13 protein-coding genes are annotated in these 14,087 nt (G+C 64.8%); 5 read left to right on the top strand and 8 right to left on the bottom strand.

The window, feature by feature from the left end; all coding sequences use genetic code 11:
• Positions 1 to 30 precede the first annotated feature (30 nt).
• The 5 genes from AC07NT_RS03995 to AC07NT_RS04015 all read left to right on the top strand — a co-directional run bounded on the left by AC07NT_RS03995 (position 31) and on the right by AC07NT_RS04015 (position 6,020).
• On the top strand, positions 31 to 1,266 hold the full coding sequence (locus AC07NT_RS03995) for a mechanosensitive ion channel family protein (RefSeq protein ID WP_498597720.1): 1,236 nt from the start codon (positions 31 to 33) through the stop codon (positions 1,264 to 1,266).
• A gap of 159 nt (positions 1,267 to 1,425) precedes the next feature.
• Positions 1,426 to 2,175 (top strand): electron transfer flavoprotein subunit beta/FixA family protein, encoded by a 750-nt coding sequence (locus tag AC07NT_RS04000; protein ID WP_498597719.1) that lies wholly within the window; start codon positions 1,426 to 1,428, stop codon positions 2,173 to 2,175.
• Positions 2,176 to 3,108 (top strand): electron transfer flavoprotein subunit alpha/FixB family protein, encoded by a 933-nt coding sequence (locus tag AC07NT_RS04005; protein WP_498597718.1) that lies wholly within the window; start codon positions 2,176 to 2,178, stop codon positions 3,106 to 3,108.
• 59 nt (positions 3,109 to 3,167) lie between these two features.
• Entirely contained in the window at positions 3,168 to 4,955 is a 1,788-nt protein-coding gene (locus AC07NT_RS04010) for an acyl-CoA dehydrogenase (protein WP_498597717.1), read from the top strand.
• 96 nt (positions 4,956 to 5,051) lie between these two features.
• Positions 5,052 to 6,020, top strand: coding sequence for an NAD(P)H-dependent flavin oxidoreductase (locus AC07NT_RS04015; RefSeq protein ID WP_498598504.1), 969 nt, complete (start codon positions 5,052 to 5,054; stop codon positions 6,018 to 6,020).
• 15 nt (positions 6,021 to 6,035) lie between these two features.
• On the opposite strand, the gene AC07NT_RS04020 is transcribed toward AC07NT_RS04015, so the two are convergent.
• The 8 genes from AC07NT_RS04020 to AC07NT_RS04055 all read right to left on the bottom strand — a co-directional run bounded on the left by AC07NT_RS04020 (position 6,036) and on the right by AC07NT_RS04055 (position 13,915).
• The gene (locus AC07NT_RS04020; RefSeq protein WP_498597716.1) at positions 6,036 to 6,992 is read right to left on the bottom strand and encodes a sensor domain-containing diguanylate cyclase; all 957 of its coding nucleotides are present in this window, start codon (positions 6,990 to 6,992) and stop codon (positions 6,036 to 6,038) included.
• 101 nt (positions 6,993 to 7,093) lie between these two features.
• Positions 7,094 to 7,744 carry a phosphoethanolamine transferase domain-containing protein gene (locus AC07NT_RS04025; protein ID WP_498597715.1) on the bottom strand — a complete coding sequence of 217 codons (651 nt, stop codon included), beginning with the start codon at positions 7,742 to 7,744 and terminating at the stop codon, positions 7,094 to 7,096.
• Positions 7,745 to 7,807: 63 nt separating this feature from the next.
• Entirely contained in the window at positions 7,808 to 9,172 is a 1,365-nt protein-coding gene (locus AC07NT_RS04030) for an MBL fold metallo-hydrolase (RefSeq protein WP_498597714.1), read from the bottom strand.
• A gap of 101 nt (positions 9,173 to 9,273) precedes the next feature.
• Positions 9,274 to 10,410: a molecular chaperone DnaJ gene (gene dnaJ, locus AC07NT_RS04035; RefSeq protein WP_498597713.1), complete on the bottom strand. Its 1,137-nt coding sequence runs from the start codon at positions 10,408 to 10,410 to the stop codon at positions 9,274 to 9,276.
• A 79-nt stretch (positions 10,411 to 10,489) separates the two neighbouring features.
• Positions 10,490 to 12,430 carry a molecular chaperone DnaK gene (gene dnaK / locus AC07NT_RS04040; RefSeq protein ID WP_498597712.1) on the bottom strand — a complete coding sequence of 647 codons (1,941 nt, stop codon included), beginning with the start codon at positions 12,428 to 12,430 and terminating at the stop codon, positions 10,490 to 10,492.
• A gap of 71 nt (positions 12,431 to 12,501) precedes the next feature.
• Entirely contained in the window at positions 12,502 to 13,026 is a 525-nt protein-coding gene (gene grpE, locus AC07NT_RS04045) for a nucleotide exchange factor GrpE (protein ID WP_498597711.1), read from the bottom strand.
• 98 nt (positions 13,027 to 13,124) lie between these two features.
• A complete protein-coding gene (locus AC07NT_RS04050; protein WP_498597710.1) occupies positions 13,125 to 13,484 on the bottom strand; it encodes an FKBP-type peptidyl-prolyl cis-trans isomerase in 360 nt (119 codons plus the stop codon).
• A 119-nt stretch (positions 13,485 to 13,603) separates the two neighbouring features.
• Positions 13,604 to 13,915 (bottom strand): winged helix-turn-helix transcriptional regulator, encoded by a 312-nt coding sequence (locus tag AC07NT_RS04055; protein WP_498597709.1) that lies wholly within the window; start codon positions 13,913 to 13,915, stop codon positions 13,604 to 13,606.
• Positions 13,916 to 14,087 lie beyond the last annotated feature (172 nt).

The raw sequence follows: 14,087 nt of genomic DNA on the forward strand, positions 1-14,087 counted from the left end.
TCCCAGCGCAATCGGCGAAAATCCCGGACCATGACTGAACTCCAAAATCTCCTGCATGACCTGGGCGGTGCGCGTGTCTGGGTCGAGGTGCTGGTCCTGCTGGCCTGCCTGGCCCTGGCTTATGGCGTGGCGCGTTATGCGCGGCGCGGGCAGGGCGCTGATTCCGTCTGGTTTGGCCGCCATGTGTTTGACGGCCTGCTGTTTCCGGTGCTGGCCCTGGTGCTGATCTATGCCGCCCGTTACGGCGTAGCCCAGGTCCAGACGGTGGCGGTGCTCAAGGTGGCGCTGCCCATCTTCACCTCGCTGGCCGCCATCCGCCTCTTTGTTCAGGTGCTGCGCTCGTCCTTCCCTCTGTCGTCCACCGTGCAGCTGATGGAGAGTTTCATCTCCTGGCTGGCCTGGGGCGCCGCCGTGCTCTGGATCACCGGCCTGCTGCCGGCCGTGCTGGAGGAACTGGACGCCATCCACCTCCTCTTCGGCAAGTCCCGCATCAGCGTGCGCACCCTGCTCGAAGGGACCTTGTCCTCGGGGGTGATGCTGGTGGTGGTGTTATGGATCTCGGCCACCATCGAAAGACGCATCCTGCGTGAATCGGTGGGTGACCTGTCCATCCGCAAGGTGGCGGCCAACGCCATCCGTGCCGTGCTCCTGCTGCTGGGCCTGCTCTTCGTGCTCTCAGCCGTGGGGGTGGACCTGACGGCCCTGTCGGTGATGGGCGGCGCGCTGGGTGTGGGCCTGGGCTTCGGCCTGCAGAAACTGGCTGCCAACTATGTCAGCGGTTTTGTCATCCTGCTGGAACGCTCGCTGCGCATCGGTGACGTTGTGCGGGTCGACGAGTTCGAAGGCGTGGTCACTGACATCAAGACGCGTTACACCCTGATCCGGGCGCTGAACGGGCGCGAATCGGTGGTGCCCAATGAATTGATCATCACCCAGCGGGTGGAAAACCTGTCCACGGCCGATCCCAAGGTGCAGCTTGCAATCAACGTGACCGTGGGCTACGACAGCGATGTAGATCAGGTGCAAGCGATCCTGGTCAGCGCCGCGGTGGCAAGCGGGCGTGTGCTGAAAGACCCGGCGCCGGCGGCGCACCTGGCCAGCTTCGGCCCCGACGGACTGGAGTTCACCTTGTCGGTCTGGATACGCGACCCCGAGAACGGGCAGCTGGCGCTGCGTTCGGAGATCAATATGGCCATCTTGCGTGGTCTGCGTGGGGCGGGTATAGAGATTCCGTACCCGCAACGCGTTGTCCACATGAAAAGCTGAGAGACGCCGCATTTCTCCGCGTATAATTCAAAAAAGCACGACCGTTCTTTTTTATGTCGCGCAGGTGCACGGGCTGAGACACAGCTGCGCCTAGAATCCTTCGGTTGACGTTCACGTCAATCGCAACAACCGAATTTGCAACTAGCAGGAGTGGCTCCCATGAAAGTCCTGGTCCCCGTCAAGCGCGTGGTCGACTACAACGTCAAGGTCCGCGTCAAGTCGGATAACACCGGTGTGGATATCGCCAACGTCAAGATGAGCATGAATCCCTTCGACGAGATCGCCGTCGAAGAGGCTGTCCGCCTGAAGGAAAAGGGCGTGGTGACCGAGGTCATCGCCGTCTCCTGCGGCGTGGCCCAGTGCCAGGAAACCCTGCGCACGGCCATGGCCATCGGCGCCGACCGCGCCATCCTGGTCGAGACCAGCGAAGAACTGCAGCCCCTGGCCGTGGCCAAGCTGCTCAAGGCGCTGGTTGACAAGGAGCAACCCGGCCTGATCATTCTGGGCAAGCAGGCCATCGACGACGACTGCAACCAGACCGGCCAGATGCTGGCCGCCCTGGCCGACCTGCCGCAAGCCACCTTCGCTTCCAAGGTTGAGATCGCTGACGGCAAGGCCAAGGTCACCCGTGAAGTTGACGGCGGCCTGGAGACCCTGAGCATCAGCCTGCCGGCCGTGGTCACCACCGACCTGCGCCTGAACGAGCCGCGTTACGTCACGCTGCCCAACATCATGAAGGCCAAGAAGAAGCAGCTCGACACGCTCAAGCCCGAAGACCTGGGTGTCAATGTGGCCCCGCGCATCAAGACCCTCAAGGTCTCGGAACCCCCGAAGCGCAGCGCCGGTATCAAGGTGCCCGACGTCGCTACCCTGGTGGCCAAGCTCAAGAACGAAGCGAAGGTGATCTAAATGACTGCACTTGTTATTGCCGAACACGACAACGCGTCCATCAAGGGCGCTACCCTCAATACCGTCACTGCAGCCAAGGCCTGCGGTGGCGACGTCCACGTGCTGGTGGCCGGCCACAACGCTGCTGCCGCCGCTGCTGCCGCCGCGCAGATCGCTGGCGTGAGCAAGGTCATCCATGCCGATGGCGCCCAGCTGGGTCACGGCTTGGCCGAGAACGTGGCGGCCCAGGTGCTGGCCATTGCCGGCAACTACAGCCACATCCTGTTCCCGGCCACGGCCTCGGGCAAAAATGTGGCCCCGCGCGTGGCCGCCAAGCTGGACGTGGGCCAGATTTCCGACATCACCAAGGTGGACAGCCCCGACACCTTCGAGCGCCCGATCTACGCCGGCAACGCCATTGCCACCGTGCAGAGCACGGATGCCAAGAAGGTCATCACCGTGCGCACCACGGGTTTTGATCCCGCAGCCGCCACCGGTGGCAGCGCCGCGGTGGAAACCGCAGCAGCCGCAGCCGACAGCGGCAAGAGCAGCTTTGTCGGTTCCGAGATCGCCAAGAACGATCGCCCCGAACTGACTGCCGCCAAGATCATCGTGTCCGGCGGACGCGCTCTGGGCTCGAGCGAGAAGTTCAACGAGGTCATGACCCCGCTGGCCGACAAGCTGGGTGCCGCCATTGGCGCCAGCCGTGCCGCGGTGGATGCGGGTTACGCACCCAACGACCTGCAGGTCGGTCAGACCGGCAAGATCGTCGCGCCGCAGCTCTACATCGCCGCAGGTATCAGCGGCGCCATCCAGCATCTGGCCGGCATGAAGGACAGCAAGGTCATCGTGGCCATCAACAAGGACCCCGAGGCCCCGATCTTCTCCGTGGCCGACTACGGCCTGGAAGCCGATCTGTTCACCGCCATTCCCGAGCTGGTCAAGGCCCTTTGATCTCTCGTCGCAAGGGCGTCACCATGTGACGCCCTTTTTTTGTTTCCGGAGACCGTCTCATGAGCAATTACACCGCCCCCCTCAAGGACATGCTGTTCAACATCAAGCACCTGGCGCAGATCGAAGAGATCGCGAAGCTGCCCGGTTTTGAGGACGCAGGTTACGACACGGCCCAGGCCGTGCTCGAGGAGGCGGCCAAGTTCAATGAGCAGGTGGTGGCGCCGCTCAACGTGGATGGGGACAAGAATCCTTCGAGCTGGAAGGACGGCAAGGTCACCACCACACCCGGTTTCAAGAACGCCTTCCGCCAGTTCGGTGAAGGTGGCTGGCAAGGCCTGCAGCACCCGGCCGACTTTGGCGGCCAGGGCTTGCCCAAGACCATCGGTGCGGCCTGCATCGAGATGGTCAACAGCGCCAACCTGAGTTTCGCACTGTGCCCCCTGCTCAGCGACGGCGCCATCGAGGCTCTGCTGACCGCAGGCAGCGATGACCTCAAGGCCACCTACCTGGAGAAGCTGGTCAGCGGCGAGTGGACCGGCACCATGAACCTGACCGAACCCCAGGCCGGCTCCGACCTGGCCCTGGTGCGCAGCCGCGCCGAGCCGCAGCCCGACGGCAGCTACAAGGTCTTCGGCACCAAGATCTTCATCACCTATGGCGAGCACGACATGGCGGACAACATCGTCCACCTGGTGCTGGCCCGTGTGACCGGCGCGCCCGAGGGTATCAAGGGCATCAGCCTCTTTGTCGTGCCCAAGTTTCTCGTCAACAAGGACGGTTCGCTGGGCGCGCGCAACGACGTGCACTGCGTGAGCATCGAGCACAAGCTGGGTATCAAGGCCAGCCCGACCGCGGTGCTGCAGTACGGCGACCATGGTGGCGCCGTGGGTTACCTCGTGGGCCAGGAGAACCGTGGGCTCGAGTACATGTTCATCATGATGAACGCGGCGCGTTACGCCGTGGGCATGCAAGGCATCGCGGTGGCCGAACGCGCCTACCAGCAGGCCGTAGCCTATGCGCGGGATCGTGTGCAAAGCCGACCGGTCGATGGTTCGCTCAAGACCAGCGCTACCATCATCCATCACCCCGATGTGCGACGCATGCTCATGACCATGCGCGCCTATGTCGAGGGCTGCCGTTCCATGGCCTCCGTAGCGGCCGCGGCCTACGACGCCGCCCATCACCATCACGATGCCGAGGCGCGCAAGACCAACCAGGCCTTCTATGAATTCATGGTGCCCCTGGTCAAGGGCTACAGCACAGAGATGAGCCTGGAGGTCACCAGCCTGGGCGTGCAGGTGCACGGGGGCATGGGGTTCATCGAAGAGACTGGCGCAGCCCAGCACTACCGCGACGCCAAGATCCTGACCATCTACGAGGGCACCACGGCCATCCAGGCCAACGACCTCGTGGGCCGCAAGACCCTGCGCGATGGCGGCCAGACCGCCAAGGCCATTGCCAAACAGATCGAAGTGACCGAAGCCGAACTCAGGAAAAACGGCAGTGCCGATGCCCTGGCCGTGGCCAGGCGCCTGACGGCGGCCCGGCTGGCATTTGTCGACGTGGTCGAGTTCATGTCGACCCAGAAGGACCCGAACGCTGTTTACGCCGGCAGCGTGCCCTACCTGATGCTGGCGGGCAACCTCATGGCTGGCTGGCAGCTGGCGCGTGCGCTGCTGGTGGCCCAGGCCGAACTGGCCCGCGGTGTGGACACTGCCTTCATGCAGAGCAAGATCACCGTGGCACGTTTTTATGCCGACCACATCCTGAGCAAGGCCCCGGGTGCGCGCGACAGCATCGTCGAAGGTGCTGGCAGCGTGACGGCGCTGGCCCTGGATGCTTTCTAATCTGCTATTGAATTGATAGCTTACGGCTGTCGCCCGATCGACATCGGCGGCAGCCGTTTTTCATGACAATGACCTGAACCTTCTTCCGGAGACATGATGTCCAAGCTCCCCGCATCCCTGCAGAACCTGCCGCTGCCCATCATCGGCTCGCCGCTCTTCATCATCAGCAACCCCAAGCTGGTCATTGCCCAGTGCATCGCCGGGGTCGTGGGTGCCATGCCCGCGCTCAACGCGCGCCCGGCTGCGCAGCTCGACGAGTGGCTGGCCGAGATCACCGAGGCCCTGGCCGCGCACAACAAGGCGCATCCGGACCGTCCGGCCGCACCCTTTGCCATCAACCAGATCGTGCACAAGTCCAACGACCGGCTCGAGCATGACATGGCACTGTGCGTGAAGTACAAGGTGCCGGTCATCATCACCTCGCTGGGTGCGCGCGAAGAGATCAACCAGGCCGCGCACAGCTACGGCGGCGTCGTGCTGCACGACATCATCAACAACAAGTTTGCGCACAAGGCCGTCGAGAAGGGCGCCGACGGCCTGATCGCCGTGGCGGCCGGTGCCGGCGGCCACGCGGGGGTGAAGAGCCCCTTTGCCCTGGTGCAGGAAATCCGCCAGTGGTTTGACGGCCCGCTGGCGCTCAGTGGATCGATAAGCACCGGCGCCTCCGTGTTGGCCGCACAGGCCATGGGTGCGGATTTCGCGTACATGGGCACGGCCTTCATCGCCACCCACGAAGCGCGTGCGGTGGATGCCTACAAGCAGGCCATCGTCGAGGGCAATTCAGACGACATTGTCTACAGCAACCTCTTCACCGGCGTGCATGGCAACTACCTGGCGCCCAGCATCCGCGCCGCGGGCCTGGATCCGGAGCAGCTGCCCGAGAGTGATCCGAGCAAGATGAACTTCGGTGGCGATGCCAAGAAGGCCTGGAAGGACATCTGGGGTTCGGGGCAGGGCATCGGTGCCATCACCCAGGTGCAGGGCACGGCAGAGTTCGTCGAGCAGCTGCGGCGCGAGTACCGCGCCGCGCGCGAGCGCCTGCTGGCCGTCTCCGCCGGGGTCTGAAGCCGGAAGCGGCGCTCAGGCGCAGGCTTCGACGCGGTCGCGTCCGGCCTGTTTGGCCTTGTACATGGCTTCGTCGGCGCGGCGCAGGCAGTCTTCGATGGACTGGTCCTGGGCCTTGAGCTCGGTCACGCCGGCACTGAAACGCAGGTGCAGGATCTGACCGGCCACGGGTGTGGCCTCAACGGTGATCGCCAGGCGCAGCCGCTCGGCCATGAGCGCCGCCCCGGCCAGGCCGGTGCTGGGCATCAGGATGGCGAATTCTTCGCCACCGATGCGTGCCAGCAGGTCGTTTTCACGCAGCAGGGCACAGACTTTCTGGCTCAGCAGCTTGAGCACCTCGTCGCCGACGGCATGGCCGTGCTGGTCGTTGATGTGCTTGAAGTGGTCGACGTCGATCAGCGCGATGGACAGGGGTGTCTGGTACCTGCGGCTGCGCATGAACTCCTGCTCGGCACGTTCGAAAAAATAGCGCCGGTTGGACACGCCGGTCAGCGGGTCGTTGCGCGCCAGCTGGATGAGCGCGGCTTCGTGGTCTTTCTGTACCGTGATGTCACGGAAGAACCAGACGCGGCCGAGATAGTCCTCCTGCTCCCCGCGCAGCACGGTGGAGTGCCGCTCCAGCGTGCGCCCGTCCTTGAGCTCGATCTCGCTGTGGTCCGTGAGTTGCGGGTTGTCATAGAGCTCGCGCACCCGTTCCAGGAAAGCGGCCGGGTTCTGTACACGGGCCACCACTTCGGCCAGCAGGGGCGCATCCGATTCCCCGATGGCAGTGCCGTCGGCCCGCATGTGCAGTTGGCTGGGGGCAATGTCCCAGAGCAGCAGGAACTGGCGGTTGTGCGAAACGACCATGCCCTGGGCATCCACGACGAGGATGCCATCGGGAGTGGTCTCGTAGATGGCCTTGATCAACCGGGACTGAAAATCAGTCGCCTCGTCGCTCCTGGACTTCTCGTCTCTTGTCGTGGGTTCCACGCTTGCCTCCTGCGTCCCCAGGTGTCGGCTGCGGTGCCAGGGCGCGCGGCCCATCATAACGAAAGCAGGCCTGCTGACAAGAGCGGACTGCCGGGGAGGCCTCAGTGGCGCAGGCTCAGCAAGGTGTTGAAAGGGCTGAGCAATTCGAGCCAGCGGGGTTGGTCCTGCAGCAGTGGCAGCAGGGCCGCCTTGCCCAGGAACCAGACCAGGCCCAGCAGACAAAAGAAGGCAAGCAGCAGCAGCAGGTTTTGCGGCAGACGGCTGGCCACCGCAACGCGGCGCAGACTGAGCTGCCACATCCACACCGACGGCGCCAGCGCCAGCAGTCCGAAGACCAGCAGGGGTTGCCACAGCGGCATCGCACGCAGCTGGGTCCAGATCGTCTGCAGGGTACCGGGTTTCAGGCTGGCGCTCAGATAGCTATGACCTGCCCACAAGAGCAGCGTATTGAGAGCGACCAGCCACAACAAGACGGTGATGCCTGTTTTCAGCAGCCAGTCCCAGTTCAGCAGACTCAGCAGCACGCCGAGGGCGGCGGTCGTCAGCAGGCCAAAACACAAGCCGATCCACAGCAGGGAGCCGAAGTCCATGGGCAGGCGGCTGAGCTCACGCCAGAGGGGGGCATTGCCGGCCAGCGCCAGCCAGAGACTGGCCAGCAGCAGGAGTTGCGCCGGATGCCGCGCCTCGCGCTGGTCGGCGGGCGACAGCATCGATTGCGCGAATTCGGTGACATGGAAGAGTCTCAGGCTCATGGCGCGTCATTCTGACCGATTGCGGGCGGGTCAGGTAACAGGGGGTAACCCTGCGTGAGGGCCTCAGGCCGGCCAGGTGGCGCCATGTTCAGGTACCAGGGCGCGCCAGCCCAGGCCGTGCTCGATGCGCTGGCGCAGGGCGTCGGCGGCGTTGATTTCACCGTGCACCACGTAGACCTGGCCCGGCGGGGTGGGCAGCGTGCGCAGCCAGGCCTCGAGCTGGGGCGCATCGGCATGGGCCGAGGCCGACTGCAGTTGCACGATCTCGGCGCTGACACTGACATCCTTGCCGTGGATACGCACCGAGGGCGCGCCGCTGGCCAGGGTGGCGCCGCGGGTGCCGGGTGACTGGAAACCCGTCAGAACGATCATGTTGCGGTGATTCCCGGCATACAGCGCCAGATGATGGAGCACGCGCCCGCCGGTGGCCATGCCGCTGGCGGCCAGGATGACCATGGGACCGTGGCGGCGCGCCAGGGCCTTGGACTCGTCGGGCGTGGTGATCATGGTGGCGCTGTGCGTCAGGGCGCGCACCTCCCTGGCGTCGAGCCGGTGCTCGTCCATGTAGTTGTCGAACAGGTGGGTGGTATGGACGGCCATGGGGCTGTCCAGGAACACTGGCAGGTTCTTCGGGACCTCGCCGCGCAGCTTGAGCTGGTCGATGGCGTGCAGGATCTCCTGCGCGCGCCCGACTGCGAAGACCGGGATCACCGCCACGCCTCCGCGCCCGGCCAAGCGGTGCAGGGCCGGGCCGAGTTCGGCCAGCACATCCTCCTTGGGGTGGGTACGGTCGCCATAGGTGGATTCGACCACCACCGTGTCGGCCGCGGGGGCGCGGTCGGGCGGGTTCATGATTAAGTCATCTGTACGACCCAGATCACCCGAGAACAGAATGCGACGCCCTGCCACTTCCAGCAGCAGGCTGGCCGCACCGAGGATGTGACCGGCCCGCAGGAAGGTGGCGCGCCAGCCCTTGAGGGGCTCGAAGCCGTGGTTGAAATCATGTGCCTTGATCAGCTTGAGGCAGGCCAGCGCATCCTTGCGCGTGTACAGCGGCAAGGCCGGGGCGTGCTTGGAAAATCCGTGGCGGTTGGCGAAGGCCGCGTCCTCCTCCTGGATGTGGCCGCTGTCGGGCAGCAGGATGGCACACAGGTCGCGCGTGCCGCGAGTGGCATGCACATGGCCGCCGTAGCCTTCACGCCCCAGCAGGGGCAGGTAGCCGCTGTGGTCCAGATGGGCATGCGTCAGTATGACGGCGTCGATCTGGTCGGGCGCCACAGGCAGGGGAGTCCAGTTGCGCAGGCGCAGCTGCTTGTAGCCCTGGAACAGGCCGCAGTCCACCAGCAGGGTTTCAGCGCCGTGGCGCACCAGGTATTTGGAGCCGGTGACCGTGCTGGCACCGCCCAGGAAGGTGATGGAGACGCTCATGCGCGCATCTTAGCCGCGCGCTGCGCTTGCGAACACGACGCAGGTCAAAAGAAAAAGCCGCGAGGGCTGACACCGTCGCGGCTGGCTGGAGTGCAACTGACTCAGCTGAAGAAGCTCTTGAGCCGGTCGGCCCAGCTGCCCTCACCCGGCGAGTGCTTGGCGCCACCCTTCTGCAGGGATTCGCCCAGCTCGCGCAGCAGCTTGCGCTGGTGTTCGGTGAGCTTGACCGGTGTTTCCACTGTGATGTGGCAATACAGGTCGCCCGGATAGCTGGCACGCACGCCCTTGACACCCTTGCCGCGCAGTCGGAACTGCTTGCCGGTCTGCGTACCTTCGGGGATGTCGATGGCGGCCTTGCCCTGAAGCGTAGGTACCTCGATCTCGCCGCCCAACGCCGCGGTGACGAAACTGATGGGCACGGCGCAATGCAGGTCGTCGCCGTCGCGCTCGAAGATGTCGTGCTTGCGCAGGCGAATCTCGATGTAGAGGTCGCCCGGCGGGCCGCCGTTCATGCCCGGTTCGCCGTTGCCGGCGCTGCGGATGCGCATGCCATCGTCGATGCCGGCGGGGATCTTCACCTCCAGCGTCTTCTGGCGCTTGATGCGGCCCTGGCCCTGGCAGGTCGTGCACGGTTCAGGAATGATCTTGCCGCTGCCGTGGCAGTGCGGGCAGGTCTGCTGCACGCTGAAGAAACCCTGGCGCATCTGTACCGAGCCCGAGCCGTGGCAGGTGCTGCAGGGCTTGACCTGGGTGCCGGGCTTGGCGCCGCTGCCGCGGCAGGTTTCGCAGTTGTCCCAGCTGGGAATGCGGATCTGCGCGTCCTTGCCGCGGGCCGCTTCTTCCAGCGTGATTTCCATGGCGTAGCTCAGGTCGCTACCACGGTAGACCTGGCGGCCGCCGGCACCACGCCCGCGCTGCTGGCCGAACATGTCGCCGAAGATGTCGCCGAAGGCCTCGGCAAACCCGCCGCCAAAGCCGTCGCCCGGGCCGCCACGCATGTTCGGGTCCACACCGGCGTGGCCGTACTGGTCGTAGGCCGCGCGTTTCTGCGCGTCCGACAGCATCTCATAGGCCTCCTTGGCCTCCTTGAATTTTTCCTCGGCGGCCTTGGCGCTGTCTCCCTGGTTGCGGTCAGGGTGGTGCTTCATCGCGAGCTTGCGATAGGCCTTCTTGATCTCCTCCTCGGAAGCGTTCTTGGGCACGCCGAGGATTTCGTAAAAGTCTCTTTTGGTCGCCATGGGGTGTTCCGGTCATCTACGCAAAACGCCGCGCCGACGATCCTGGGGGACCATGCGGACGCGGCGCGCGGTTGGGGCTTCAGCCTTTCTTGACTTCCTTGACTTCGGCGTCCACCACATTGTCGTCGGCCGGACGGCTGGCCTGCTGGGGCTGCTCGGCGCCCGGGGCCGCACCGCCGGCGGCACCCGCCGCAGCCTGCTGCTCGGCGTAGAGCTTTTCGCCCAACTTCTGGCTGGCCAGCATCAGGGCCTCGGTCTTGGCCTCGATGTCAGCCTTGTCCTCGCCCTTGATGGCTTCTTCCAGCTCCTTGGCGGCAGCCTCGATCTTTTCCTTCTCGGCGGCATCGAGCTTGTCGCCGTGCTCGGCCAGGCTCTTGCGCACGCCGTGCACGGTGGCATCGGCCTGGTTGCGGGCCTGCACGATCTCCAGGCGCTTCTTGTCCTCGGCCGCGTTGAGCTCGGCGTCCTTCACCATCTTCTGGATTTCCTCCTCGGACAGACCCGAGTTGGCCTTGATGGTGATCTTGTTTTCCTTGCCGGTAGCCTTGTCCTTGGCGCCCACGTGCAGGATGCCGTTGGCGTCGATGTCGAAGGTCACCTCGATCTGCGGCAGGCCGCGTGGGGCCGGGGCGATGCCTTCGAGGTTGAACTCGCCCAGGGACTTGTTGCCGGCAGCCATCTCGCGTTCGCCCTGGTAGACCTTGATGGTCACGGCCGGCTGGTTGTCGTCGGCAGTGGAGAAGGTCTGTGCAAACTTGGTCGGGATGGTCGTGTTCTTGGCGATCATCTTGGTCATCACGCCGCCCAGGGTCTCGATGCCCAGGGACAGGGGGGTGACGTCGAGCAGCAGCACGTCCTTGCGGTCACCGCTGAGCACCTGGCCCTGAATGGCGGCGCCGACGGCCACGGCTTCGTCGGGGTTGACGTCCTTGCGCGGTTCCTTGCCGAAGAACTCCTTGACCTTGTCCTGCACCTTGGGCATGCGGGTCATACCGCCGACCAGGATCACGTCGTGGATGTCGCCCACGGAGACACCGGCGTCCTTGATGGCCGTGCGGCAGGGAGCGATGGTGCGTTCGATCAGCTCTTCGACCAGGCTTTCGAGCTTGGCACGGGTCAGCTTGATGCTCAGGTGCTTGGGACCCGAGGCGTCGGCCGTGATGTAGGGCAGGTTGATGTCGGTGGCGGCCGAGCTGGACAGCTCGATCTTGGCCTTTTCAGCGGCTTCCTTGAGGCGCTGCAGGGCCAGCACGTCCTTGGACAGGTCCACGCCCTGGTCCTTCTTGAACTCGGTGATGATGAAGTCGATGATGCGCTGGTCGAAGTCTTCGCCGCCCAGGAAGGTGTCGCCGTTGGTGGACAGCACTTCGAACTGCATCTCGCCGTCGACGTCGGCGATCTCGATGATGGAAACGTCGAAGGTGCCGCCGCCCAGGTCGTACACGGCGATCTTGCGGTCACCCTTGCCGCCCTTGTCCAGGCCGAAGGCCAGGGCCGCGGCGGTGGGCTCGTTGATGATGCGCTTGACGTCCAGGCCGGCAATGCGGCCGGCGTCCTTGGTGGCCTGGCGCTGGGCGTCGTTGAAGTAGGCCGGCACGGTGATCACGGCCTCGGTGACTTCTTCGCCGAGGTAGTCCTCGGCGGTCTTCTTCATCTTGCGCAGGATGTCGGCGCTGACCTGCTGGGCCGAGATCTTCTTGCCGCGCACTTCCACCCAGGCGTCGCCGTTGTCGGCAGCCACGATGTTGTAAGGCATCAGGTCGATGTCCTTCTGCACTTCCTTCTCGGTGAACTTGCGACCGATCAGGCGCTTGATCGCGTACAGCGTGTTCTTGGGATTGGTGACCGCCTGGCGCTTGGCCGAGGCGCCGACCAGCACTTCACCGTCTTCCTGGTAGGCGACGATGGAGGGGGTGGTGCGCGCACCTTCCGCGTTCTCGATCACCTTGGTGCTGTTGCCCTCCATGATGGAGACGCAGCTGTTGGTGGTGCCGAGGTCGATGCCGATGATTTTGCCCATGTTCTTACTCCTGAGATGCTTGGAAATTCGGATGTGTCGTACTTGTGGATAACCTGGCCGGTTTCAAGCCCTTATTTGGACGCGGCGACGGTCACAAGTGCCGGACGCAGCACGCGCTCGGCGATGGTGTAGCCCTTTTGCAGCACGCTGACCACGGTGTTGGCTTCCTGATCGGCCGGCACGACGCTGATGGCCTGGTGCTGGTGCGGGTCGAATTTGGTGCCGGCGGCCGGGTTGATCGCGATGACCTTGTTGCGCTCCAGAGCTGCGGTGAGCTGGCGCAGGGTGGCTTCGGCACCCTCGCGGATCTGCTCGGGGGTGGCGTCCTTGATGGTCAGACCCGCCTCCAGACTGTCGGTAACGGGCAGCAGGCTGTCGGCAAAGGCTTCCACGGCGAACTTGCGGGCCTTGCTGATGTCTTCTTCGGCGCGGCGGCGGGCGTTTTCGGCCTCGGCCTTGGCGCGCAGGAACTGGTCGGCCAGCTCGGCGCTTTTGGCCTTGAGTTCGGCCAATTCGGCCTGGGCCTGCGTCAAGGGATCGGCGGCGATGCCGTCAGTGGCCTGGTCGGGCGTGGGAGTGGCTTGCGGGTCGGTCATTTTTCGGGGGAAATGAAGATCAGCCGCCGACTTGGGGGCGGAATCCGGCATTTCAAGGGGGTACAACGGGACCGGCCGCTGGGCGGCCGGTGGGAGGGTCAGCCGGCCAGGGCCAGCAGTTCGACCTCGAACTTCAGGGTGGCGTTGGGGGGAATCACGCCGCCAGCGCCACGGGCACCGTAGCCCAGGGCCGCGGGGATGACCAGCACGCGGGTGCCGCCTATCTTCATGCCGGCCACGCCCTCGTCCCAGCCACGGATCACCATGCCGGCGCCCAGGGAGAACTCGAAGGGGTCGTTGCGGTCCTTGCTGGAGTCGAACTTGGCGCCTTGCACGCCATTGTTGTAGAGCCAGCCGGTGTAGTGAACGGTCACGTCCTGGCCGCTTTTGGCTTCGGCGCCGGTACCGGGCACCGTGTCTTCGTACTGCAGGCCCGAGGGGGTGGTGATGGTGGCCATGGCGCGGTCCTTCTTGCTATTTATTTGATAGCTGACGGCGCCGGTCAGAAGCCCGCACGCCAGCTGGCGAAGGGCGAATTATGCCAGTTGAAGGCCGGCTGAAGACCGGATGGCGGGGCTCAGCGCGCCTTGCGCGCCTGGCTGGCCAGCCACTTGGTGGCAAAGGGGGGAAGTTCGCCCATGCGGCGGGTCAGCTCGGTGCCTGTGCCGGTCAGCAGATAGCCTTCGCTGCCGTGGCTGAGCAGACCGGCTTCGCGCAGCTCCTTGATACGGGTGTTCAGGGTGTTGGGGGTGATGCCGCCCACGCTGTCCTGCAGCAGGCGGAAGGTCTGGGCGTGGCCGTCACGCAGGGCCCACAGCACGCGCATGGCGTAGCGCGACTCCAGCAGAGCCAGCAGCTGACCAATGGCGGCGTTTTCCTTGTAGCTCATTCCACAGCACTCCTTGAAACGCCAGACCTGAGGCCTGGCGCACCCTCCCTGAGCCTGATGCAGCCGCTGTACAGCAAGCAGACGAGGCGAAGGCGGACTATAGCGCAGATTCCAGACTGCTACAAGATTAATAGCTGACGGGTATTCCCTCAGGTACCCCAGCGGCTCGCTG

The sequence above is a fragment of the Hylemonella sp. GW821-FHT10B10 genome (genome assembly GCF_059415585.1).

Bases quoted from the DNA above. Each gene is read 5' to 3' on its own strand.
- AC07NT_RS04030 (WP_498597714.1), bottom strand. From the start codon at position 9,172: ATGAGCGTCTCCATCACCTTCCTGGGCGGTGCCAGCACGGTCACCGGC.
- AC07NT_RS04010 (WP_498597717.1), top strand. From the start codon at position 3,168: ATGAGCAATTACACCGCCCCCCTCAAGGACATGCTGTTCAACATCAAG.
- AC07NT_RS04015 (WP_498598504.1), top strand. From the start codon at position 5,052: ATGTCCAAGCTCCCCGCATCCCTGCAGAACCTGCCGCTGCCCATCATC.
- AC07NT_RS04005 (WP_498597718.1), top strand. From the start codon at position 2,176: ATGACTGCACTTGTTATTGCCGAACACGACAACGCGTCCATCAAGGGC.
- AC07NT_RS04025 (WP_498597715.1), bottom strand. From the start codon at position 7,744: ATGAGCCTGAGACTCTTCCATGTCACCGAATTCGCGCAATCGATGCTG.
- AC07NT_RS04050 (WP_498597710.1), bottom strand. From the start codon at position 13,484: ATGGCCACCATCACCACCCCCTCGGGCCTGCAGTACGAAGACACGGTG.
- grpE (WP_498597711.1), bottom strand. From the start codon at position 13,026: ATGACCGACCCGCAAGCCACTCCCACGCCCGACCAGGCCACTGACGGC.
- dnaJ (WP_498597713.1), bottom strand. From the start codon at position 10,410: ATGGCGACCAAAAGAGACTTTTACGAAATCCTCGGCGTGCCCAAGAAC.
- AC07NT_RS04055 (WP_498597709.1), bottom strand. From the start codon at position 13,915: ATGAGCTACAAGGAAAACGCCGCCATTGGTCAGCTGCTGGCTCTGCTG.
- AC07NT_RS04000 (WP_498597719.1), top strand. From the start codon at position 1,426: ATGAAAGTCCTGGTCCCCGTCAAGCGCGTGGTCGACTACAACGTCAAG.
- dnaK (WP_498597712.1), bottom strand. From the start codon at position 12,430: ATGGGCAAAATCATCGGCATCGACCTCGGCACCACCAACAGCTGCGTC.
- AC07NT_RS03995 (WP_498597720.1), top strand. From the start codon at position 31: ATGACTGAACTCCAAAATCTCCTGCATGACCTGGGCGGTGCGCGTGTC.